This is a genomic window from Bacillus zhangzhouensis, from assembly GCF_000715205.1.
GTDB lineage: Bacteria > Bacillota > Bacilli > Bacillales > Bacillaceae > Bacillus > Bacillus zhangzhouensis.
In genome coordinates this window covers 1-22,750 of sequence record NZ_JOTP01000029.1, presented here as the reverse complement: position 1 = coordinate 22,750, position 22,750 = coordinate 1, and the positions used below count along the sequence as shown (strand labels likewise).

25 protein-coding genes are annotated in these 22,750 nt (G+C 41.7%); all 25 read left to right on the top strand.

Translation table 11 applies throughout. The annotated features are described in order from the left end of the window. The first annotated feature begins 42 nt into the window (after window positions 1-42). The 25 genes from BA70_RS16365 to BA70_RS16245 all read left to right on the top strand — a co-directional run bounded on the left by BA70_RS16365 (window position 43) and on the right by BA70_RS16245 (window position 22,541). The gene (locus BA70_RS16365) at window positions 43-810 is read left to right on the top strand and encodes a TatD family hydrolase (RefSeq protein WP_034324503.1); all 768 of its coding nucleotides are present in this window, start codon (window positions 43-45) and stop codon (window positions 808-810) included. A gap of 244 nt (window positions 811-1,054) precedes the next feature. Next, a complete protein-coding gene (locus BA70_RS16360) occupies window positions 1,055-2,257 on the top strand; it encodes a G5 and 3D domain-containing protein (RefSeq protein WP_034324502.1) in 1,203 nt (400 codons plus the stop codon). 160 nt (window positions 2,258-2,417) lie between these two features. Continuing rightward, a complete protein-coding gene (gene rnmV / locus BA70_RS16355) occupies window positions 2,418-2,978 on the top strand; it encodes a ribonuclease M5 (protein WP_034324499.1) in 561 nt (186 codons plus the stop codon). Beyond that, the gene (gene rsmA, locus BA70_RS16350; RefSeq protein WP_034324496.1) at window positions 2,971-3,849 is read left to right on the top strand and encodes a 16S rRNA (adenine(1518)-N(6)/adenine(1519)-N(6))-dimethyltransferase RsmA; all 879 of its coding nucleotides are present in this window, start codon (window positions 2,971-2,973) and stop codon (window positions 3,847-3,849) included. The genes rnmV and rsmA overlap by 8 nt, the downstream gene beginning before the upstream one ends. Window positions 3,850-3,982: 133 nt before the next feature. Next, the gene (yabG, locus tag BA70_RS16345) at window positions 3,983-4,867 is read left to right on the top strand and encodes a sporulation peptidase YabG (protein ID WP_034324532.1); all 885 of its coding nucleotides are present in this window, start codon (window positions 3,983-3,985) and stop codon (window positions 4,865-4,867) included. A 213-nt stretch (window positions 4,868-5,080) separates the two neighbouring features. Then, entirely contained in the window at window positions 5,081-5,338 is a 258-nt protein-coding gene (gene veg / locus BA70_RS16340) for a biofilm formation stimulator Veg (protein ID WP_003217979.1), read from the top strand. A gap of 163 nt (window positions 5,339-5,501) precedes the next feature. Continuing rightward, the gene (locus BA70_RS16335) at window positions 5,502-5,687 is read left to right on the top strand and encodes a small, acid-soluble spore protein, alpha/beta type (RefSeq protein ID WP_012008653.1); all 186 of its coding nucleotides are present in this window, start codon (window positions 5,502-5,504) and stop codon (window positions 5,685-5,687) included. Between the two features lie 146 nt (window positions 5,688-5,833). Continuing rightward, complete coding sequence (gene ispE, locus BA70_RS16330; protein ID WP_034324494.1) at window positions 5,834-6,703, top strand: 4-(cytidine 5'-diphospho)-2-C-methyl-D-erythritol kinase; 870 nt, start codon at window positions 5,834-5,836, stop codon at window positions 6,701-6,703. A 55-nt stretch (window positions 6,704-6,758) separates the two neighbouring features. Next, complete coding sequence (gene purR, locus BA70_RS16325) at window positions 6,759-7,592, top strand: pur operon repressor (RefSeq protein WP_034324491.1); 834 nt, start codon at window positions 6,759-6,761, stop codon at window positions 7,590-7,592. Window positions 7,593-7,630: 38 nt separating this feature from the next. Continuing rightward, window positions 7,631-8,008, top strand: a complete 378-nt coding sequence (ridA, locus tag BA70_RS16320) for a 2-iminobutanoate/2-iminopropanoate deaminase (protein ID WP_034324489.1) — start codon at window positions 7,631-7,633, stop codon at window positions 8,006-8,008. 225 nt (window positions 8,009-8,233) lie between these two features. Next, window positions 8,234-8,530: a septation regulator SpoVG gene (spoVG, locus tag BA70_RS16315; RefSeq protein ID WP_034324487.1), complete on the top strand. Its 297-nt coding sequence runs from the start codon at window positions 8,234-8,236 to the stop codon at window positions 8,528-8,530. 199 nt (window positions 8,531-8,729) lie between these two features. Then, window positions 8,730-10,100, top strand: a complete 1,371-nt coding sequence (glmU, locus tag BA70_RS16310) for a bifunctional UDP-N-acetylglucosamine diphosphorylase/glucosamine-1-phosphate N-acetyltransferase GlmU (protein WP_034324484.1) — start codon at window positions 8,730-8,732, stop codon at window positions 10,098-10,100. A 22-nt stretch (window positions 10,101-10,122) separates the two neighbouring features. Next, window positions 10,123-11,076 carry a ribose-phosphate diphosphokinase gene (locus BA70_RS16305; RefSeq protein WP_034324482.1) on the top strand — a complete coding sequence of 318 codons (954 nt, stop codon included), beginning with the start codon at window positions 10,123-10,125 and terminating at the stop codon, window positions 11,074-11,076. A 137-nt stretch (window positions 11,077-11,213) separates the two neighbouring features. Beyond that, a complete protein-coding gene (locus BA70_RS16300) occupies window positions 11,214-11,840 on the top strand; it encodes a 50S ribosomal protein L25/general stress protein Ctc (protein WP_034324480.1) in 627 nt (208 codons plus the stop codon). A 140-nt stretch (window positions 11,841-11,980) separates the two neighbouring features. Then, window positions 11,981-12,547, top strand: a complete 567-nt coding sequence (gene pth, locus BA70_RS16295; protein ID WP_034324477.1) for an aminoacyl-tRNA hydrolase — start codon at window positions 11,981-11,983, stop codon at window positions 12,545-12,547. Between the two features lie 55 nt (window positions 12,548-12,602). Then, complete coding sequence (locus BA70_RS16290; RefSeq protein ID WP_003217967.1) at window positions 12,603-12,833, top strand: anti-sigma-F factor Fin; 231 nt, start codon at window positions 12,603-12,605, stop codon at window positions 12,831-12,833. Window positions 12,834-12,900: 67 nt separating this feature from the next. Next, the gene (mfd, locus tag BA70_RS16285; RefSeq protein WP_034324475.1) at window positions 12,901-16,434 is read left to right on the top strand and encodes a transcription-repair coupling factor; all 3,534 of its coding nucleotides are present in this window, start codon (window positions 12,901-12,903) and stop codon (window positions 16,432-16,434) included. A 139-nt stretch (window positions 16,435-16,573) separates the two neighbouring features. After that, the gene (gene spoVT / locus BA70_RS16280) at window positions 16,574-17,110 is read left to right on the top strand and encodes a stage V sporulation protein T (protein WP_034324472.1); all 537 of its coding nucleotides are present in this window, start codon (window positions 16,574-16,576) and stop codon (window positions 17,108-17,110) included. Between the two features lie 203 nt (window positions 17,111-17,313). Further along, complete coding sequence (locus BA70_RS16275) at window positions 17,314-18,918, top strand: putative polysaccharide biosynthesis protein (protein WP_034324470.1); 1,605 nt, start codon at window positions 17,314-17,316, stop codon at window positions 18,916-18,918. Further along, a complete protein-coding gene (gene yabN, locus BA70_RS16270) occupies window positions 18,908-20,392 on the top strand; it encodes a bifunctional methyltransferase/pyrophosphohydrolase YabN (protein WP_034324467.1) in 1,485 nt (494 codons plus the stop codon). The genes BA70_RS16275 and yabN overlap by 11 nt, the downstream gene beginning before the upstream one ends. Then, window positions 20,389-20,649, top strand: coding sequence for an RNA-binding S4 domain-containing protein (locus BA70_RS16265; protein WP_008341839.1), 261 nt, complete (start codon window positions 20,389-20,391; stop codon window positions 20,647-20,649). The genes yabN and BA70_RS16265 overlap by 4 nt, the downstream gene beginning before the upstream one ends. Window positions 20,650-20,723: 74 nt before the next feature. Then, window positions 20,724-21,032 carry a sporulation protein YabP gene (gene yabP, locus BA70_RS16260; protein WP_034324465.1) on the top strand — a complete coding sequence of 103 codons (309 nt, stop codon included), beginning with the start codon at window positions 20,724-20,726 and terminating at the stop codon, window positions 21,030-21,032. Continuing rightward, window positions 21,029-21,667, top strand: coding sequence for a spore cortex biosynthesis protein YabQ (gene yabQ, locus BA70_RS16255; RefSeq protein WP_034324462.1), 639 nt, complete (start codon window positions 21,029-21,031; stop codon window positions 21,665-21,667). The genes yabP and yabQ overlap by 4 nt, the downstream gene beginning before the upstream one ends. Window positions 21,668-21,685: 18 nt before the next feature. After that, the gene (locus BA70_RS16250) at window positions 21,686-22,060 is read left to right on the top strand and encodes an FtsB family cell division protein (RefSeq protein ID WP_034324461.1); all 375 of its coding nucleotides are present in this window, start codon (window positions 21,686-21,688) and stop codon (window positions 22,058-22,060) included. 82 nt (window positions 22,061-22,142) lie between these two features. Then, a complete protein-coding gene (locus BA70_RS16245) occupies window positions 22,143-22,541 on the top strand; it encodes a S1 domain-containing RNA-binding protein (RefSeq protein WP_003217901.1) in 399 nt (132 codons plus the stop codon). Window positions 22,542-22,750 lie beyond the last annotated feature (209 nt).

Below are 22,750 nucleotides of genomic sequence, written 5' to 3'. Positions count from 1 at the left end.
CCTTTTGTTTTTTAGGAGAATTGTCGAAAGGAGCAATGAACGATGTTATTTGATACACATGCCCATTTAAATGCGGAACAATACAATGAGGACTTAGAGCAGGTGATCGAACGAGCCAAAAGTGAAAAGGTAGAGAACATTGTGGTGGTGGGGTTTGACCGCCCGACGATTACGAGAGCGATGGAATTAATTGAAGAGTATGATTTCATTTATGCAGCCATCGGCTGGCATCCTGTCGATGCAATTGATATGACAGATGAGGATTTGGCTTGGATTAAAGAATTATCTCAACATGAAAAGGTCGTTGCCATTGGAGAAATGGGTCTGGATTACTATTGGGACAAGTCGCCAAAAGAAGTACAAAAAGAAGTCTTTAGACGTCAAATTGCTCTTGCGAAGGAAGTGAATCTTCCAATCATCATTCATAACCGTGACGCAACGGAAGATGTCGTGACGATCTTAAAGGAAGAGGGAGCGGCAGATGTTGGAGGTATTATGCACTGCTTTACAGGAAGCCTCGAAATTGCAAAAGCCTGTATGGAAATGAACTTTTATATTTCATTCGGTGGACCTGTGACATTTAAAAATGCCAAAAAGCCGAAGGAAGTTGTAAAGGACATACCAAGTGATCGACTTTTGATTGAAACAGACTGCCCATACTTAACGCCAGCGCCTTTCAGAGGGAAGCGCAATGAGCCAAGTTATGTGAAATATATCGTAGAGCAAATTGCTGAATTACGAGAAATGAGCTTTGAAGAGCTTGCTGAATTGACAACAGAAAATGCGAAAAAAGTTTTCCGTATAAACTGACAGTATATGATGTCAATCCTTGTTTAAGCTTGTCCATTTGTGAAACATAATGAAAAAGTTCTACACGTTTGCTGCTCCTCATAGGATAAGTTGTCGATAAGTCTTTCTTCCCTTCCTGCCATAAATCTCCCATAATAGGTTTACAATCGAGCATTTTTGTACAGTGGGTGGAAGGGTTGACAGGTTTTGAGATACTCTATATAATCTCTCCGAGGAGAAGGAGGCGTTTTTCATCGTACAAAAAATGAAAAATCTGTTTTCTGTCAAGCTAGGAAAAGGCAAGGTTTTATTACTAGTCGCTTGCTTACTTTTAGCTGGAACTGGGACGGCTTACGGTGCGCATGAGTTCACTAAGCAGTCTATTACCATTTCAATCAATGGTAAAGAGAAGACAATTCGTACACATGAAGAGACAGTAGCACAGCTGCTTTCAGACCTTGGGATAAGGACCAGGGCGGAGGATCATATCTCTCCAAGTCTAAATACAAAGATTCAAGACAATATGAACATTGTGTATGATGCGTCTATACCGGTTCATCTTACCCTAGATGGGAAAGAGAAAACGATATGGACAACAGATCAGACGGTTGGAGCATTATTGAAGAATGAAAAGATAGATATTGGGAAGCACGATCAAGTGACTCCAGGAAAGAATGACAAGATTAAAAAGGATATGAATCTTGTGGTTCAGCAGGCCTTTCAGGTCAGCTTAAAGGATGGAGGAAAGGATAAAAAAGTGTGGACCACTTCGACTACGGTCGCTGACTTTTTAAAGCAACAAGAGCTAAGGCTCAAGAAGCACGATAAGATCAAGCCTGCGTTACATAGTAACATTTCTAAAAAAAGCGCAGATATCCAGATCACTCGGGTGGAAAAAGTCACCGATGTAGTGGAAGAGAAAATTGCTTTTGATACCAAACATAAAAAGGATCGTTCTCTTGAAAAAGGAAAAGAGAAGGTACTTAAAAAAGGTGAAGAAGGTAAATTGAAGAAGCACTATGCCATTGTGAAAGAAAACGGCAAAGTGGTGTCTAAAGAATTAATCAAAGAAGTAACTGAAAAAGATAGCAAGGATCGTTTAGTGGCCATTGGTACCCAAGTGTCCAAAAAGGAACCTAAAGCATCCCCTGTAGTTTCAAGAAGCAATGAATCGTCAGGAAAAGAATTCTACGTGACGTCAACAGCCTATACAGCGAGCTGTGCTGGATGTACGGGCAGAACGTCTACAGGTTTTAATTTAAAAGCAAATCCGGGTGCAAAGGTCATAGCAGTTGATCCGAGTGTCATTCCGCTAGGCTCTAAAGTGTATGTGGAAGGCTATGGATATGCCGTTGCATCAGACACTGGATCTGCTATAAAAGGGAATAAAATTGATGTGTTCGTCCCAAGTAAGTCGGTAGCTTATCAATGGGGAAATAAACGAGTGAAAATTAGAGTGCTCAAATAAACACATCAAATCATTTATATGAACAGAGGGCTTTGCGCACCCTCTGTTTTTTTGGTTATAATAGAAGCACTGTTTTCTAATTAATTAGACGCAAAAACAGCATGAAAGGTTTCGTTTTTTGACCAAAAAATGTTTATTGTTTTTGCAAGCGGAGGAATAAATGAAAATCAAAGAGATCATTGTGGTGGAGGGTCGTGATGACACTGCCAGAGTGAAGATGGCCGTTGATGCAGATACGATCGAAACAAACGGATCTGCTATTGGCGATACAGTCATTCAACAGGTACGTCTTGCTCAGGAGACGCGAGGTGTGATTATTTTAACAGATCCTGATTTTCCTGGTGAGAAGATCCGTAAAACCATCGCAGAAGCGGTTCCAGGTTGTAAGCACGCGTTTTTGCCAAAACATCTTGCGAAAGCCAAGCGGGACAAAGGAATTGGCGTTGAGCACGCTTCCTTGGACAGTATTCGGGAATGCCTTGCCCATGTCCATGAGGAAATGGAAGAATCGGAAAGTGACATTACTTTAGACGACTTATTTGACGCAGGCCTTATCGGAGGCGATGCATCGAAACGGCGCCGCGAACGACTAGGTGTGCTTTTAAATATAGGATATACCAATGCGAAGCAGCTGCAAAAGCGCCTTCACATGTTTCAAATAACCAAACATGATTTTATTGCGGCCTTAAAGACCGTCATGCAGGAGGAAGCTGATGAATAAAGATATTGCGACACCCGTCAGAACGAAGGAAATACTAAAGAAGTACGGTTTCTCTTTTAAAAAGAGCTTAGGGCAGAACTTTTTAATTGACACAAATATTTTAGATCGCATTGTCGATCATGCAGAGATTACAGATGAAACAGGCGTTATTGAAATTGGACCTGGTATCGGTGCATTAACAGAACAGCTCGCTAAACGAGCAAAGAAAGTGACCGCTTTCGAAATCGACCAGCGTTTATTGCCCATTTTAAACGATACACTTTCTCCATATGATAATGTCACCATCATTCACCAAGACGTATTGAAGGCGGATGTGAGGAAGGTGATCGAAGAAAATTTTGCTGACTGTAAAGAAGTGATGGTTGTAGCCAACCTTCCTTATTACGTGACGACACCGATTATTATGAAATTGCTTGAAGAAAACCTTCCATTGAAAGGGATTGTGGTCATGCTGCAAAAAGAAGTCGCAGATCGTATGGCAGCTGTCCCTTCATCAAAGGAATACAACTCTCTTTCTATTGCGGTGCAATTTTATACGGAAGCGAAAACGGTCATGGTTGTGCCTAAAACTGTTTTCGTTCCCCAGCCAAATGTTGATTCGGCTGTCATTAAACTAACAGTTCGTGAAACGCCTGCTGTCTCAGTAGAAAATGATGCATTTTTCTTTCAGCTCATCCGTGCGAGCTTTGGTCAGCGCCGGAAAACGTTGATGAATAATCTATTGAACAATCTGCCTGATGGTAAAAAACATAAAGCCATCATTGAAGAAGCGCTTGAAACAGCTGAAATTGATGGGAAGCGACGCGGTGAGTCACTATCCATTGAGGAATTTGCCCGTTTATCTAACGTTTTACAAAAAGCCCTATTTTAAGGGCTTTTTCTTTTGTTTTTCACCACTTCATCCGTTCGGGCATAGGCTAGAAAGAACAGCACATATGAAAGACGAACATGTTCAACGCAAGACGATACCAACAGGATTTGAGCCTGATTGTGGAGTGAAAAGCATGCAATTTCAAATAGGAGATATGGTGACGAGGGCATCCTATCAGATGGATATTATGTTTCGTATCATACGAATTGATGAGACAGATCAGCACGAAGCCACCGCCATTTTGCATGGGAATGAAGTGAGGCTGATTGCTGATGCAAAGATGTCTGACTTGGTCTTGATTCAAAAAGAAGAGCAGCTGACAAGAGAGAAGGACGACGAGCGGAAAATTAACGAATCGCTCGACTTACTCAGACAGGATTATCAGCTGCTGCGTGAAAAACAAGAATATTATACTTCGGGGCAATACCAGCATCAGGAGCAGTATTTTCACATGCCCGGAAAGGTTCTTCATTTAGATGGAGATGCTTCGTACTTAAAGAAATGCTTAGACGTATATGAACGAATTGGTGTGCCTGTGTATGGTGTGCATTGCCATGAGAAGAAAATGCCAAGCATGATTGACTCTTTAATCGATCAATATCGACCTGATATCTTGGTCATCACAGGACATGATGCGTATTCCAAGCAAAAAGGCGGGGTACATGATATCGGTGCATATCGCCATTCTCGTCATTTCGTTGAAACGGTTCAAAAAGCAAGAAGGAAAATTCCGCATTTAGATCAACTTGTGATCTTTGCGGGTGCATGTCAATCTCATTTTGAATCATTGATCCAAGCAGGTGCGAACTTTGCAAGCTCACCTTCTCGTGTCAACATCCATGCGCTCGACCCCGTCTATATTGTTGCGAAGATCAGCTTCACTCCATTTGTAGATCGAATCAACGTGTGGGATGTGCTCCGAAATACATTAACAAGAGAAAAAGGTCTCGGAGGAATCGAAACGAAGGGTGTTTTAAGGGTAGGTATGCCATATAAAAGAGACCATGAATCGACATAACCCGACTGATTTCAGTCTGGTTTTTTTTATATTTAAAAAGAAATTTCAAACGGATACATAATTCACCGGAATTTGAGAAAAATAGGGAGAAGAAAAGGTAGAAGTTTGTCAAAAATATTTTGTTGACAATGGCTCGTGTTCGTTGATATAATTTAATTTTTATTTGACAAAAACGGGCCGTTGTTGTATAATTATCTCAGTGAGGTGGATGCAATGGCGAAGACTTTGTCCGACATCAAAAGATCGCTTGATGGTAACTTAGGTAAACGTTTGACGTTAAAGGCTAACGGAGGCCGCCGTAAAACAATTGAGCGTTCGGGCATTTTAGCTGAAACGTACCCTTCTGTTTTTGTGATTCAATTAGATCAAGATGAAAATTCGTTTGAAAGAGTTTCTTACAGTTATGCAGATATACTGACTGAGACGGTCGAATTAACGTTCGATGATACCGCTAGCTCAGTCGCCTATTAATGGGCAGTGAACTTCTTGTTTACTGCTTTTTGTTTTGCCTTTTTTTCTGTATGGGCGCCTGTCCATTATTTGAAAGGGTTAAAACGAAAGATTCGATACAAAATAAGAAAGCCACGAAAGCAGTGGCGCTGATTCGAATTCTCGACTAAAGGGGCTGTTTCGTTTGGGTAGACGCCGAGGCATTATGTCAGATGAGTTCAAATACGAGCTGGCGAAGGATCTTGGATTTTATGATACCGTCAAAAATGGAGGCTGGGGAGAGATTCGTGCGCGTGATGCAGGTAATATGGTCAAACGTGCCATTGAATTAGCTCAACAGCACATGGCTCAGGATGAGAATCAACGATAGATAAACGGTCAGGGATACCTCGGGTGTCTCTGGCTTTTTTTGATGGAAAAGTCAGTGTGCTAGGCGTAAAAGCCAATATTCATCAGATCCATCAAATGTGATACAATATTGATACTTATGTTTAGATGGAGAAGTAGGTGAAATGTTTGCGTATTTTAGAAAAAGCACCGGCAAAAATAAATCTTTCACTTGATGTTCATGGAAAAAGACCGGATGGATATCACGAAGTGGAGATGGTGATGACAACAATAGACCTTTCAGATCGACTAGAGCTGACGGAGCTGGACAAAGATGAAATCCGTGTATCATCTCATAATCGATTTGTGCCAGATGATCAGCGTAACTTGGCCTATCAGGCGGCTAAATTACTAAAAACAAGGTTCGGTATTCAAAAAGGAGTATCGATTGTCATCACAAAATCAATTCCTGTCGCAGCAGGTCTAGCTGGGGGCAGCAGCGATGCGGCAGCGGCTCTGCGCGGCTTAAATCGCTTGTGGAAGTTAAATCTCACGTTAGATGAACTAGCTGAGCTTGGAGCGGAGATCGGCTCAGATGTCTCTTTTTGTGTACACGGAGGGACAGCGCTAGCGACAGGACGTGGAGAGAAACTGAAGCATATTGCGACACCTCCGCATTGCTGGGTTATTTTAGCGAAGCCGGTGATTGGGGTATCTACAGCTGAAGTCTACAGACAATACGACGCAAGCAAAGTAGAACACCCAAATGTACAGCGTATGATAGAAGCAATTGAAGCGAAAGACTATAAAGGGATGTGCGGCTCACTCGGTAACGTTCTGGAGTCTGTGACATTAAAGATGTATCCAGAAGTAGATATGATTAAGAGACAGATGAAGCGATTCGGTGCAGATGCTGTTTTAATGAGTGGAAGTGGCCCAACTGTATTTGGCTTGATTCAATTTGAATCTAAGGTACAAAGAATATATAACGGACTGAGAGGATTTTGTGATCAAGTTTACGCTGTCCGCATGATCGGCGAACAAAATGCCCTTGATTAAATCCGTATATTAAGTTATATTATTCATAAATTATTCGGGTTCTGGGGGTAAGTTCATGAAGTTTCGTCGAAGCGGCAGATTGGTGGACTTAACAAATTATTTGTTAACCCACCCGCACGTACTAGTACCGTTAACATTTTTTGCAGAGCGATATCAATCTGCGAAGTCCTCCATTAGTGAAGACTTAACGATTATTAAACAGACCTTCGAACAGCAGGGCATAGGCACATTGCTTACTGTCCCTGGAGCTGCTGGCGGAGTGAAATATATTCCAAAGATTCACCTAAAAGAAGCAGACGAAGTAGTAAACGATATCGGAGATGCTTTATCGACTCCTGAACGTGTACTTCCTGGCGGTTATTTATATTTAACCGATGTTTTAGGCAATCCATCGATTCTTGCGAAAATCGGTAAGCTTTTTGCGACCATCTTTGCGGACCGTGCGATTGATGTCGTCATGACCGTTGCGACGAAAGGTATTCCAATTGCCTATTCTGTTGCAGGTTATTTAAATGTGCCTGTTGTGATCGTTAGAAAAGATAATAAGGTAACCGAAGGGTCAACTGTTAGTATTAATTATGCGTCAGGTTCTTCTAACCGAATTCAAACCATGTCACTTGCAAAGCGGAGCTTAGATAAAGGATCCAATGTCCTGATCATTGATGACTTTATGAAAGCGGGCGGAACCATTAACGGCATGATGAATCTGCTTGAGGAATTTAATGCAAATGTTGCAGGGATCGGTGTTCTTTTAGAAGATGAGGGCGTAAAAGAACGTCTTGTCGATGAATATGTATCGCTTTTAAAGCTATCAACCATTGATATGAAGCAGAAGATCATTGAGATCAATGAAGGCAATTTCCACGAGTTTTTTCATTCGAAAGCTTAAGCTTTGATCAAACATGTATTTGAATGGGAGAGATTGATATGACAAAAGTTGTTCAAACCAAAAACGCACCAGCAGCCATCGGACCTTACTCTCAAGGAATTATTGTCAATAACATGTTTTACAGCTCAGGCCAGATTCCATTAACGCCAGCTGGAGATTTTGTAAACGGAGATATTAAAGACCAAACACATCAAGTTTTCCGTAATCTCGAGGCTGTACTTGAAGCAGCAGGTGCTTCATTTGAAACAGTCGTGAAGGCAACTGTTTTCATTAAAGATATGGAACAATTCGCTGAAGTGAATGAAGTGTATGGTGAGTATTTCCATACGCATAAGCCAGCTCGTTCATGTGTGGAAGTAGCAAGACTTCCAAAGGATGCGCTTGTAGAAATTGAAGTTGTTGCATTAGTGAAATAAACAGGCAACCTCATTGAAAGCCGTTTGGTTTCATCATATGCAGGAAAAGGCATCATCATGATGTCTTTTTTTCACGCAAAAGATGTAAGCGCCGTCATTAATATGACAAATAATGTATAAATATCCCGATATTTCAAAAAAAGTTTAAATTATGTGCAGGAGAATCACCACAATCGTTGAATACCTAATTAATGCTTTTATATTGGGAAAAGGTGGTGAACTACTGTGGAAGTTACTGACGTAAGATTACGCCGCGTGAATACCGATGGTCGCATGAGGGCGATTGCATCCATCACGCTGGACCACGAATTTGTTGTTCATGATATTCGTGTGATTGATGGAAACAATGGGTTGTTTGTTGCAATGCCTAGCAAACGCACGCCTGATGGAGAGTTTCGCGATATTGCACATCCAATTAATTCAGGTACTCGGGGTAAAATCCAAGATGCTGTATTAAATGAATATCATCGCTTAGGCGAAGAGGAAGAAACAATTGAATATGAAGAAGCTGGAGCTTCTTAATCATATGTGAATCTAAAAAGACAGCTTTAAGAGAAAATGGAATGTTTTCTTTTAAATGCTGTCTTTTTTGCGTTTTTCCTCATGTGTCTTATATGTTTCATCCGTTAGAAAAATATTGTACTTCCTCATGTATCCTTGAAATCAGTCCTTATTTAGGATATATTTTTCTATGGATAATAGGGATATTGGAGGCCAATCAATGGATAAGCGGTTCGCAGTGATTTTAGCAGCGGGAAAAGGAACGAGAATGAAGTCAAAGTTATACAAAGTACTTCATCCAGTTTGCGGAAAGCCTATGGTCGAGCATGTGGCAGATGAAGCGTTAAAGCTTTCTTTAGCCAAGCTTGTGACGATTGTCGGTCATGGAGCAGAGGACGTCAAGAAGCAGCTTGGGGACAGAAGTGAATATGCACTTCAAGAAGAACAGCTGGGAACAGCACATGCCGTCAAACAAGCAAAGTCGTTCCTCGCGCAGGAAAAGGGAACAACCATTGTCATTTGTGGAGATACGCCATTATTGACAGCGGAAACAATGGAAGCCATGTTAAGCGAGCATCAAAAACATCAAGCGAAAGTCACTATTTTAACAGCACATGCGGATGATCCAACAGGCTATGGCCGTATTATTCGTGACGAAACAGGTGCTGTTGTGAAGATTGTCGAGCATAAAGATGCGAATGATGCAGAACGTCAAGTGAATGAAATTAATACAGGGACCTATTGCTTTTCAAATGAAGATCTCTTCCGTGTGATTGAGCAAGTGTCGAATGAAAATGCACAGGGCGAATACTATTTGCCAGATGTTATTGAAATTTTAAAGAATGAAGGACAAACAGTTGCAGCTTATCAAACACCGCATTTTGAAGAAACACTTGGAGTAAATGATCGTATTGCTCTATCACAAGCAGAGCAATTCATGAAGCGACGTATTAATCATCAGCATATGAAGAATGGTGTGACCTTGATTGATCCTGAGAACACGTATATCTCGCCAGATGCTGTCATCGGTGAAGATACAATCATTTATCCTGGAACGGTCATCAAAGGGAATGTAAAAATTGGTGCAGACGCCACTATTGGGCCGAACACTGAAATTGTTGATAGCATCATCGGAGATCGAACAGTGATTAAGCAATCTGTCGTCTGCGATAGTGAGGTTGGAGTAGATGTGACAATTGGGCCGTTTGCTCATATTCGCCCGTTGTCGAAAATTGGCGATGAAGTGAAGATCGGGAATTTTGTCGAAATCAAGAAAACGGTTTTCGGTGACCGCAGCAAAGCATCTCACCTAAGCTATATTGGAGATGCAGATGTCGGCACTGATGTAAACCTTGGCTGTGGATCAATTACAGTCAACTATGATGGGAAGAACAAATTCTTAACAAAGATTGAAGACGGCGCCTTTATTGGCTGTAATTCAAATCTCGTCGCACCAGTCACTGTTGGAAAAGGGGCGTATGTTGCAGCCGGTTCAACGGTTACAAAAGATGTGCCGCAGGATGCATTGTCTATTGCTAGAGCAAGACAAGTCAATAAAGAAGATTATGTGAAAAATATTCATAAAAAATAATCCAAATACCCGGAGGTTTACCATGTCTAATCGTTATGCTGATGCGAATTTAAAGATATTCTCTTTGAATTCAAACCCTGAACTTGCTAAAGAAATTGCCGATCGTATCGGAGTTGATGTAGGAAAGAGCTCTGTTAAACGTTTTAGTGACGGTGAAGTCCAAATCAATATTGAAGAAAGTATTCGCGGCTGTGATTGTTATGTCATTCAATCAACAAGTGCGCCAGTTAATGAGCACATTATGGAACTTCTCATTATGGTTGATGCATTAAAACGTGCTTCTGCGAAAACTGTCAACATTGTGATCCCTTATTACGGATATGCACGTCAAGATCGTAAGGCAAAACCGCGTGAGCCAATCACTGCGAAGCTTTTTGCAAATTTACTTGAAACAGCTGGTGCTACACGTGTTATTGCGCTTGATCTACATGCGCCGCAAATCCAAGGTTTCTTTGATATTCCAATCGATAACTTAATGGCTGTGCCAATCTTAACAAACTATTTTGAACAGAAAAACTTGAATGATATTGTCGTTGTGTCTCCTGACCACGGTGGTGTGACACGTGCGCGTAAAATGGCAGACCGCTTAAAAGCGCCAATCGCAATTATCGACAAACGTCGTCCGAAGCCAAACGTTGCTGAAGTGATGAACATCATTGGTAACATTGAAGGTAAAACGGCGATTTTAATTGATGATATTATTGATACAGCTGGTACCATTACACTGGCAGCAAATGCGCTTGTCGAAAATGGAGCGGCTGATGTGTATGCTTGCTGTACTCACCCAGTATTGTCTGGACCAGCAGTAGAACGGATCACAAACTCTAAAATTAAAGAATTGGTTGTAACCAACAGTATTCACTTAACAGATGACAAGAAAGTAGAAAAAATTATTCCACTTTCAGTTGGGCCTTTGCTTGCAGAAGCCATCATCCGTGTGCATGAAGAAGAATCTGTGAGCTACCTTTTTAGCTAATTCTCTTATCAAAAAGGCCCTAGGCATCAGCTTAGGGTCTTTTTGCTTTCATAATTGACAGCCAAACATGTTTAAAATGATGTAGTTATGGGTATTTATGAAAGTAGTGACAAAAAAGAAATAGGATGGTGCTGAATATGGCAACTTTAAAAGCAAATAAAAGAACTGATTTCAAACGTTCCACACTGCAAAAAATCCGTCATTCAGGACACGTTCCTGGTGTCATATACGGAAAAAACACAGACAACCTGGCTGTTTCATTAGACAGCATCGATTTATTAAAGACCTTACGTGATGAAGGGAAGAATACAATCATCACATTAGACGTGGGCGGCGATACAAAATCTGTGATGGTCACAGAATTACAAACAGATCCGCTGAAAAACGAGCTTGTCCACGCTGATTTCCAAGTGGTCGACTTACAGCGAGAAATTGATGCAGATGTACCTGTACAGCTGATTGGTGAGTCTAAAGGGGTAAAAGATGGCGGTGTGCTTCAGCAGCCACTATTTGAACTATCCGTTACAGCAAAACCAAAGGATATCCCGCAACATATTGAAGCTGATATTACAAACTTAGATGTAAATGATGTACTAACAGTCGGTGAGCTGTCTGTTCAGTCAACTTATCAAATAAATAACGATCCAGAAGAAGTCGTTGCATCCATTCTACCGCCTCAGCAATCCGAGGTTCCTGAGCCAGATAGCGAAGAGGAAACACAAGAACCTGAGGCTATTAAAGAAAAGGATAACAATGGAGAATAACTGGTCATTTCGAGACGTAACCCTCCCGTGGTTGCGTCTTTTGTGCTAGAATGAAAAGAATTCATACGTTTTTGCATGAGGCAATCATATTGGCTCATTTTTTAGGCGTGTGCATTGTGATAAAGGAGGTTATTGGTTTCATGATTGCATTCGTTGGATTGGGTAATCCAGGAAGAGAGTACGAAAAAACAAGACATAATGTCGGGTTTATGACAATAGATGAATTATCAAAAAAATGGGACATCCCATTAAATCAATCAAAATTCCATGGACAATTTGGAACTGGGTTTGTTTCAGGGCAAAAGGTTCTACTTGTGAAGCCTCTTACATATATGAACTTATCAGGAGAATGCGTGCGTCCACTTTTGGATTACTATGATATTCCCCTTGAACATTTGAAGGTCATCTATGATGATCTTGATTTACCAACAGGGCGGATTCGTTTGCGCACAAAAGGAAGTGCCGGAGGGCATAATGGGATTAAGTCGTTGATCCAGCATTTAGGCTCACCTGAGTTTGACCGATTCCGCATTGGTATTGGCCGCCCGCAAAATGGCATGAAGGTCGTTGATTACGTACTAGGACGCTTCTCAGAAGAGGAACAGCCTGACATCGCATCAGCCATTCAAGCGTCTGTTGAAGCTTGTGAGGCGGCTTTAACAAAGCCATTTTTAGAAGTGATGAATGATTTCAACAAGAAGGTATAAGAATGATAAGCAAAGCACATACTGATCATAAAATCTCAGCATGGGAGGATCACGTATGGCTTTGCATTATTACTGCCGGCACTGTGGTGTAAAGGTTGGCAGTTTAGATGAATCCGCTGTTCAAAGTGAAGCACTTGGATTTCATCACTTAACAAATGAAGAAAGAAACGATATGATTTCTTATAGGGAAAATGGTGATTTACATGTACAAACCATTTGTGAGGATTGCCAAGAGGCGCTCGAAAGAAATCCTGATTACCATCAGTATCATACTTTTATTCAATAAAAAGCTTTGGTGTAGATATTAGACCAAAGCGTTTTTCTGTTTTAAACAAGCAGGGAGGAGGAGCCAAATGAAAAACATACAGTCATTTATCAAACAAAGTGATGATTTTCAGTCAATTTTTAACGGACTAAAAGAAGGGTTAAAAGAACAGCTGCTCGCCGGACTATCAGGCTCCGTCAGATCTTTATTTACAGCCGCTATATCAGACGAGTTAAAACGGCCAATGTTTATTGTGACCCATAATTTGTATCAAGCGCAGAAGGTAACAGATGATCTAGCAAGTGTGATCTCGAATCGCTCGGTCCTTCTTTATCCTGTAAATGAACTCATTGCATCAGAGATCGCAGTTGCCAGCCCTGAGCTTAGAGCACAGCGTCTAGATGTTCTGAATCGACTTGCGAATGGAGAAAACCCCATTATCGTAACCCCGGCAGCTGCGGTGCGCAGAATGCTTCCGCCAGTCGAGCTCTGGAAGGAGAGTCAGGTCCATTTAAAGGTTGGTGAAGAAATTGATTTGGAGGCGTTTTCAAAACAACTCGTGCAAATCGGTTATGACCGGACGTCTATGGTTGCTGCGCCCGGAGATTTTAGTGTGCGCGGAGGGATCATCGACATTTATGTGTTAACGGAAGATCATCCGATCCGTATCGAACTGTTTGATACAGAAGTGGACTCAATTCGGACCTTCCACTCTGATACACAGCGTTCACTAGAAACGCTTCAAGAGATTAAGATCGGTCCGGCAAAAGAGCTGATTGTGAGAGGCCCTGAACGAGTGAGAGCGATTGAACAGCTTGATCAAGGACTTGCAAAAAGCTTAAAGAAATTCAACTCTGACCAGCAAAAAGAGCTGCTGCATCAGAATATTTCTGCTGATCGTGAGAAGCTGCTAGAAGGCATCGTGACACAGGAAATGACGAAGTACCTGTCCTATTTCTATGAAAAGCCTGCTAGTTTGCTAGATTACACATCGCAGGATACGATTATCATTCTAGATGAAATTAGCAGAATTCAGGAGATGGAAGAGCAGCTTGAAAAGGAAGAAGCTGATTGGACGATTAGTCTGCTTGAAGAAGGCAACATTCTTCATGATTTGTCTCTTTCTTTCCCGTTCCAAGAGCTAATCAATCAGCAATCGAGATCCATTCTGTACTATTCTTTGTTCTTGAGACATGTCCAGCAGACAAATCCGCAAAATATCGTCAATGTATCTAGTAAGCAAATGCAGAATTTCCATGGGCAGATGAATGTACTTGCGAGTGAAATTGAACGCTACAAAAAACAACATTACACGGTTGTCTTTTTAGGTGCGGATGAAGAGCGAACAGAGAAGCTGTCATCTGTCTTACATGATTATGACATTGAAGCCGCTCTTGCCAAACCAGACGCTGAGCTTGTAAGCGGGCAAGTGTATATTTTACAAGGTGAGCTGCAAACAGGCTTTGAACTGCCATTATCAAAAATTGCATTGATCACAGAAGGTGAGCTCTTCAAGAAACGTGTGAAGAAGCAGGCACGTAAGCAAAAGCTAACCAACGCAGAGCGAATTAAGAGCTATTCAGAGCTTCAAGTCGGCGATTATGTGGTGCACATTAACCACGGGATCGGTAAGTATTTAGGAATCGAAACGCTTGAGATTGGCGGCATTCATAAAGATTATTTAAATATTCATTATCAAGGAAGCGACAAGCTTTATGTACCGGTTGAACAAATTGATCAGGTACAGAAATACGTAGGGTCAGAAGGAAAAGAACCAAAGCTGTACAAACTAGGCGGCAGTGACTGGAAACGCGTGAAGAAAAAAGTAGAAACTTCTGTTCAGGACATAGCAGATGATCTCATTAAGCTTTATGCAGAACGTGAGGCAAGCAAAGGGTATGCTTTCTCGCCGGATCATGAGATGCAGCGCCAGTTTGAATCTGCCTTCCCTTATCAGGAAACAGACGACCAAATTCGTTCTATTCACGAAATCAAACAAGACATGGAGCGGGAACGTCCGATGGATCGTCTACTTTGTGGAGATGTGGGATATGGAAAAACAGAGGTGGCCATTCGTGCGGCCTTCAAAGCTATTGCTGACGGGAAGCAGGTTGCACTGCTTGTACCGACAACGATCTTAGCACAGCAGCATTTTGACACGATTATGGACCGATTCCAAGACTACCCTGTCAAAATCGCTCAGCTTAGCCGTTTCCGTACGCGAAAAGAAACAACAGAAACGTTAAAAGGGCTGAAGAACGGAACCATTGATATGGTCATCGGGACACACCGACTTCTTTCAAAAGACATTGTCTACAAGGATTTAGGACTGTTGATCATTGACGAGGAACAGCGTTTTGGCGTCACGCATAAAGAGAAAATTAAGCAGATGAAAGCCAATATTGATGTACTGACATTAACGGCAACGCCAATCCCACGTACGCTTCATATGTCAATGCTTGGTGTACGAGACTTATCCGTTATTGAAACACCGCCTGAAAACCGTTTCCCTGTTCAAACCTATGTTGTCGAGTACAATGGCGCTTTAGTCAGAGAAGCGATCGAGCGAGAACTAGCTCGAGGCGGCCAAGTGTACTTCCTTTACAACCGTGTTGAGGATATTGAACGGAAAGCAGATGAAATCTCGATGCTTGTCCCAGACGCGAAAGTCAGTTATGCACATGGGAAAATGAGTGAGAACGAGTTAGAATCGGTTATGATCAATTTCCTTGAAGGCGAATCAGATGTATTGGTCAGTACAACCATTATTGAAACGGGCGTCGATATTCCAAATGTGAATACGCTCATTGTACACGATGCTGATAAAATGGGGCTTTCTCAGCTGTATCAGTTAAGAGGACGAGTCGGGCGATCGAATCGTGTTGCCTATGCTTATTTCACTTATCGAAAAGACAAAGTTCTGTCTGAAGTAGCGGAAAAAAGACTTCAGGCCATTAAAGAGTTTACAGAGCTCGGATCAGGTTTTAAAATTGCGATGCGTGATTTAACGATTCGAGGAGCAGGAAACTTACTTGGTGCACAGCAGCATGGATTCATTGATTCTGTTGGATTCGACCTGTATTCTCAAATGCTGAAAGAAGCGATTGAAGAAAGAAGAGGCGACACGACAGCTCAAGAAAAATTTGAGCCGGAAATCGATCTGCAAATTGATGCTTACATTCCTGACACATATATTTCTGATGGCAAGCAAAAGATCGAGATGTATAAACAGTTTAGAGCCATTGGATCAATTGAAGAGCGAAAAGAGCTTCAGGATGAAATGATTGACCGATTCGGTGAATATCCGCAAGAAGTGGCTGATTTGTTCACGATTGCGACGATGAAGGTGTACGCTGTGCAGGAACGTGTCGAGCTGATCAAGATGGAGAAAGGCATTGTCAGACTTACCCTGGATGAGAAAGCAAGCAGTGAAATCGACGGTCAAAAATTATTTGAGCTCGGCAGCAAATATGGACGTGACATTGGTTTAGGAATGGAAGGCAGCAAGCTGATTATTTCTGTCCAAACGAAAGGCAAGAAAACCGGGGAATGGCTGGAGGTCGTTCTTAGCATGCTTCGAGGCCTTCAAAGTGTGAAAAAAGAAACCATTCCATCTTCATAAAATTTTGTTTGTCTCTCGTGTATATTACGTTTGATGTGACGGATACTAAACTCAGGGTCAAGTGGTGAATGTTGCATAAAGTGGACGCTTTTGTTTCATTCACCCAACACATCATCAAACGAAAGAGAGGCAGCAGTGAATGAAAGCAACTGGAATTGTACGCCGTATCGATGATCTAGGTAGAGTGGTTATTCCGAAGGAGATTCGCAGAACATTGCGCATCCGGGAAGGAGATCCGCTTGAGATTTTTGTCGATCGCGATGGAGAAGTGATTTTGAAGAAGTATTCACCGATTAGTGAGCTAGGAGACTTTGCAAGGGAATATGCTGATGCATTATTCGATAGTTTGGGTCATTCCATCCTGATTTGTGATCGTGATACGTATATTGCTGTATCCGGCAGTTCGAAAAAAGAGTATTTAAATAAATCCATCAGTGATTTACTTGAACGAACAATGGATCAGCGTAATTCTGTGTTAGAGGAAAGCAAGAAAGAAATTCAACTTGTCGATGGTATAGATGATGACGTATCTGCTTATACCATTGCACCTATTGTTGCAAACGGAGATCCAATTGGCGCCGTGGTTTTATTTTCTAAAGAGCGTTCAATGGGAGAAGTGGAGCATAAAGCGGCAGAAACGGCAGCTGGCTTCTTAGCCCGTCAAATGGAACATTAGGTCTAATAATTCTATATCATTTTGATAAAACGAAAGAATGCCGATGAAATCATTTGATTTTATCGGCGTTTTTTATATGGGATGAAACAAAACGGGTAATGTGTCGTCTACTCCTTAGAAAGAAACGGTTTTCAGTAACGTATGATATAATGAGTGCGTTTAAATGTAGATCTATTTTTTGATTGAACATAAAGGAGTCATCCATGAAAAATGCTGTGAATCAGCCGCATTGGCTTTTCCAAGGTGCAGTGATTTTGACCATCGCAGGCTTGCTATCAAAGGTGCTAAGTGCCGTTTATCGTGTCCCTTTTCAAAACATCGTAGGAGACACAGGTTTTTATATTTATCAGCAGGTTTATCCCTTCCTGGGCATTGCCATCATGCTCGGAACAACAGGTTTTCCTGTCATGGTGTCCAAGCTCCTGAGTGAGCATGGGGCAGAGAATCGGCGAATCATTACAAGGGTATCGCTAGTGTATATCACTTTCCTGAGCTTGGTCTTATTTCTTTGTCTATACATAGGAGCAGGCAGAATAGCGAATCTCATGGCGGACAGCCATTTAATCTTGCTCATTCAGATGAGTGCATTTGTTTTTTTATTTCTTCCGCTCACCGTTATGCTGAGGGGTGTTTTTCAGAGTGACGGCATGATGCTTCCAACCGCTATATCTCAGTTGGTTGAGCAGCTCATCAGGGTAGGCGTTCTGCTAGTTTTATCCTTCTATTTCGTGAGGCATGGCTATTCGCTTTATGAAACAGGAGCTGGTGCAGTGTTCTCCTCTATAGCCGGAAGTGCGGCCTCACTCATACTGCTTCTTTTTCTTTGGCTGACTAATCGAAGGCAGTCGCCATTAAGCAGTACGTTACACCAGGCGACACTGCGGAAAAAAGATGTTTTGAAAAGTTTAGTTCTATATACATTGACGATTTGCGTGAGTGGATTGCTTATTTTATGGATGCAAATGATTGATGCCTTTCACTTGTATGCTTTGCTCCGCAGCGAGGGTTTGAGTGAAGCGGCAGCAAAGGCGGCAAAAGGCGTGTATGACAGAGGACAGCCTTTCTTACAGCTAGGGACGGTGTTTGCAATTAGTATCGGAACCTCTCTTGTTCCGTTTTTATCTTCAGCCATGAGGAAAGGGCACCACAAAGCGATTCGGCAAAAAGTCCGTACATCGTTGAAGACAACGTCGGTGCTAGGGATTGGTGCAGCGGTCGGGCTGATTTGTATTCTATCGTCAGTGAATACAATGCTTTTTCGTAATGACCTAGGCACAGATGCGCTGCAAATATTCTGTATATCCATCGCAATTACGTCGATTGCGATTACGCAAACTGCTTTACTTCAGGGGCTTGGGCATACCGTGTATCCGGCTGTTGTGGTGATCCTCAGTGTGCTCGTGAAATGGGTGCTGACGCTTGCGCTTGTGCCCTTATTTGGCATCCACGGTGCCGCATGGTCAACCGTATGTGGTTTTCTCGCCGCAGCCTTGCTCAATGCGGTTTACTTGAAGCGTAAAGGATGGATTTTAATGAGAGAGCTGTTCCCACTGAAAATTCTTTTATCAGCGGCTCTCATGGCCATCGTCTTAATAGGGTATCAAACTTTGTTTTCTTGGGTCATTCCCATTGAAAAACGTCCGTTTTCCGTTTTAGAGAGCTTGACGTCAGTTTTTATTGGTGGTTTCGCCTTTTTATATAGTATTCTTAAGCTAGAAGTATTTACGGACGAGGAATGGAGACTCATTCCATTAGGTGAAAAGATTTTATATTTTAAACAGATGAGAGGGAATCAAAATGGCAGGTAAGATTACAGTCGTTGGTCTCGGGGCAGGCGACATGGATCAGCTGACGCTCGGTGTATATAAGCAACTGAAGCAGGCGAAAGAAGTATTTATGAGAACGCAGGATCATCCACTTACCGCAGAATTGATGCAGGAGATCCCATCTCTGACCTTTTTTGATGAGATTTATGAAAAGCACGATCAGTTTGATTCGGTGTATCAAGAAATCACGGAAATTCTATTTGCGGAGGCTGCCGAAAAGGATATTGTGTACGCAGTACCAGGTCATCCATTTGTCGCAGAAAAGACCGTACAACTGCTTGTGGCTCAGCAGAAAGCACGCGGGATTGAAGTGTACGTTGCTGGTGGACAAAGCTTTCTAGATGCGACCTTTAATTCCTTGCAGATTGACCCGATTGAAGGGTTACAATTCGTTGATGCAGGGGATATGAGAGCGGATGATCTGAAATTAACCCAGCATGTTTTGATTTGTCAGGTGTATGATCAGATGACAGCTTCGAATGTGAAGCTTACGCTGATGGAGAAACTGCCTGACGACTATAAAGTTTATATTGTGACTGCGGCTGGGAGCAGTCAGGAACAGATTACTGCTGTTCCTTTATTTGAACTTGATCGAGATGTGTCGATAAATAACTTAACGAGTGTTTATGTACCTCCAATTCAAGATGAAAAGCTACTCTATCAACAATTTGACACTTTCCGTGATGTCATTCGTACATTAAGAGGTCCAGGCGGCTGTCCGTGGGATCAAAAACAAACCAATGAGTCGCTCAAACCGTACTTAATTGAAGAGTGCTATGAACTGCTTGAAGCTATAGATGAAGACGACCCAGATCATATGGTGGAAGAGCTCGGAGATGTGCTGCTGCAGGTTTTACTTCACGCTCAAATTGGTGAAGATGATGGCTATTTCTCAATTGATGATGTCATCCAGCATGTCACAGAAAAAATGATTCGACGACATCCACATGTGTTTGGTGATACGAATGTCTCTGAGGCATCAGACGTGGTAACCAACTGGGAAAAAATCAAGCAGCAGGAGAAGCCGGAGCGGTCAGCATCTATTTTGCAATCCATCCCGGCGACACTTCCAGCTTTAACAAAGGCATATAAGCTCCAAAAGAAAGCCGCTAAGGTTGGCTTCGATTGGACAGAAGTAGAAGATATTTGGAATAAATACGAAGAAGAAAAGCAGGAATTCCTCGTTGAAGTGGCAGAGAAGACAGACGAAGGTGCAACGAAGCAAATGAAAGATGAATTTGGGGATCTTTTATTTGTTCTTGTCAATATTGGCAGGTTCTATCAACTGGAGCCTGAAACGGCCCTCTCTTCCGCAAACACAAAATTCATGCGGCGCTTTCAGCATATCGAACAAAAAGCTAAGGACATGGGACGTTCACTAGAGGATCTGACGCTAGAGGAAATGGACGATCTGTGGAACGATGCCAAACGCATAGAAAGAGGTGAAGACATATGAGACTAGATAAATTCTTAAAAGTTTCTCGTTTAATTAAAAGAAGAACATTGGCAAAAGAAGTAGCCGATCAAGGCAGAATTTCCATTAATGGAACGCAGGCGAAAGCAAGCTCTGACGTGAAAGAAGGAGACGAGCTTCAAATCCGCTTTGGTCAAAAACTTGTGACTGTTCAAGTCAACGAGTTAAAGGACACGACGAAAAAAGAAGAAGCGGCTGGAATGTATACCGTGCTAAAAGAAGAAAAAACAGCAGAATAGGGCTTGTTCTAAATGACCTTCCTATCACATACAATGCAGTAACAATGCAAGTATGAGATATGGGGGATGTATAAATGAATCAATATTATAATCAACCTCAAGGCACGAAGCTGTCATCAGAAGCGGAGCACAATGTCACAATGCGAAGCAGAAAGCATTTAGATATTACCGGCGTTAAACAGGTGGAAAGCTTTGATAATGAAGAATTTCTGCTTGAGACGGTCATGGGAATTCTCGCTATCCGAGGAGAAAATCTGCAAATGAAAAACTTAGATGTAGAAAAAGGCGTTGTGTCCATCAAAGGGCGTGTCTTTGACTTAATCTATGTAGATGAGCAGCACGGGGAGAAAGCTAAAGGATTTTTTAGCAAGCTGTTTAAATGACGCTGACAGTCCAGTTTTATACGATGCTTTCGATGGCAGCGATGGGCATCTGGCTGGGCGCATCGCTTGATACGTACAAGCTGTTTGTGAACCGTGAGAAAACAGCAAAATGGCTTCTGGTCATACACGATGTCCTTTTTTGGATGGTGCAAGGTCTCTTATTCTTTTATGTGCTGCTGTTAACAAATGAGGGAGAATTCAGGCTTTATATCTTTCTGGCCGTTGCCCTAGGTTTCTCAATGTATCAGGCATTGATGAAACAGCTGTATATCAATATTCTCAAGTTTATCACGATGTGTATTTATCAGACCGTTCTAATCCTTAAAAGGCTGGTCATGTCGATCGTCTTCCAGCCGATCCGTTGGATTGTCACAATGGTCATAAGTGTTATACTGTTCTTGTTCCACTTGCTCTTACGTCTTGTTCGTTTTACGTTTCGGCTCGTGTGGAAGGTGCTATCGATTGTTTGTTATCCGCTCATCTGGTTACTCAATGTGACCATTATTCATCGGATTCCCGAAAAATGGCGAACATCCGTTAGATTGTTTTTCTCAAAAGGAGCAGGAATTTTACAAGGGACCAAGAAATTATCTCGTACCATTAAAACGAAATGGAAACAATTTTGGACAAAGTAAGAGAGGAGGCCTTCATCCTTGAACAAGAGAAAAAGAAATATCGCACAAATTCAAAATGATTACCAAAAACAAATGGAACAACAAGCTCAGCGCTTAAAACGCAAACGCCGTGGACTCCTTAGAAGGCTTACCGTGTTTGGTGTAATTGCGCTCATGTTTGCTGTTTTGGTGACAAGTGCCCTCTGGTCGCAATCTTCCGCATTAAAAGAAAAAGAAGAGAAAAAGGTTGCGCTCGAAAAAGAATTGAAGCAATTACAAACAAAGCAGGAAGATATTTCTGATGAGATCAAGAAGCTCAAAAGCAAGGAATACGTACTCGAACTGGCACGACGGGACTATTATATGTCCAAAAAAGGCGAAAAAATCTTTGATGTGGGCAATAAGAGCGATTAGCCTTGTTGACACTTAAAATTCAGTTTATGTATAATTGAACAAATGAGATTTTTTTATAAGTCTAAGGAGGAGCACTTTTTTTATGTCGATTGAAGTTGGCAGCAAGTTACAAGGGAAAGTTACGGGCATTACAAATTTTGGAGCTTTTGTGGAGTTGCCAGGAGGTTCAACTGGTCTCGTTCATATCAGTGAGGTAGCCGATAACTATGTAAAAGATATTAATGAGCATTTAAAAGTCGGTGAACAAGTTGAAGTGAAAGTGATTAACGTTGAAAAAGACGGTAAAATCGGCTTGTCCATTAAAAAAGCAAAAGATCGTCCTCAACAACAACAATCAAGACCGAGCAGAAATGATTTCCGTCCGAAGGAATCGTTTGAGCAAAAAATGAACAAATTCTTAAAAGATAGCGAAGACCGCTTAACATCTTTAAAACGTAACACGGAATCAAAACGTGGGGGGCGCGGAGCAAGAAGAGGTTAACTTGTTGCTGCTTTCTATATAATTTTACAACAAAGCATTTGCTGTTCAGCAGGTGCTTTTTTTATTTAGCTCGACATTTTTTGAGATTTCGTCATTTAATTTAAAACTTTCTATTGACGGACAAGCGAATCCTTTGTATTATAGTTCTTGTGCTTCTTAGCGCATTTTTCATTATGGCGGTGTAGCTCAGCTGGCTAGAGCGTACGGTT